This is a genomic window from Streptomyces sp. NPDC002671 (assembly GCF_053592475.1).
In genome coordinates this window covers 1-1,012 of record NZ_JBSFVU010000184.1, presented here as the reverse complement: position 1 = coordinate 1,012, position 1,012 = coordinate 1, and the positions used below count along the sequence as shown (strand labels likewise).

Here is a 1,012-nt window from a genome sequence, read left to right as displayed (position 1 = left end):
CCAGGCCGTAGCCGGCGGTGTGGGACTTGTTGAAGGCGTAGCCGGAGAACGGGAGCATGACGTCCCAGATGGCCTTGATGGCCTCCTCCGAGTAGCCGTTGTCCTTCATGCCGCCGTGGAACTTCTCCCACTCAGCTGCCAGTACCTCGGGTTTCTTCTTGCCCATCGCGCGGCGCAGCATGTCGGCGCCGCCGAGTGTGTACCCGGCGAGGGTCCGGGCGATGGCCATGATCTGCTCCTGGAAGATGAGCAGGTGGTGCGTGGACCCCAGGATCGGGTCGAGGACGTCCTTGAGGTCCGGGTGGATCGGGTCGGGGTCCTGCTTGCCGTTCTGCCGCAGCGCGTAGTTGGTGTGCGCATTGGCGGCCATCGGGCCGGGCCGGTACAGCGCGAGGGCGGCCGCAATGTCCTCGAATCGGCTCGGTTCCATGAGCTTGAGCAGGGCACGCATGCCGCCGCCGTCGAGCTGGAACACGCCGAAGGTGTCGCCCCGGCCGAGAAGGTCGAACGTCGTCTTGTCGTCGAGGGGGATGACGACCGTCTCCGTGTCGCCGTCCATCGGGTCAACACAGGCGAGTTTGACGCCGCGGTTCTCACGGATGTTCTGGATGGCGTGGTCGATCACGCCCAGGTTCCGCAGCCCCAGGAAGTCCATCTTGACCAGCCCCAGGTTTTCGCAACTGGGGTAGTCGAAGCCGGTGATCTTCACGCCGTCGGCGGCACGCATGTGCAGCGGGATGCGGTCGGTCAGTCTGGTCTTGGACAGGATGACCGCGGCCGCGTGGACACCGGTGCCTCGGGTGAGGCCCTCGACGCCCTTGGCGGTGTCGATGACCTTCTTGACGTCCGGCTCGTTCTCGTACATCTGCCGGATCTCGCCGGCTTCGACGTAGCGGGGGTGCTCGGGGTCGAAGATGCCGTCCAGCGGGATGGACTTGCCCATGATGTCCGGCGGCAGCGCCTTGGTGATCCGCTCGCCGTGGCTGAAGGGGTAGCCGAGGATGCGCGAGCT

At 66.1% G+C, this 1,012-nt stretch carries 1 pseudogene; it reads right to left on the bottom strand.

What is annotated here, in order from left to right:
- Window positions 1–1,012: pseudogene (locus ACWD35_RS45620) on the bottom strand (DNA polymerase III subunit alpha); the annotation flags it as partial.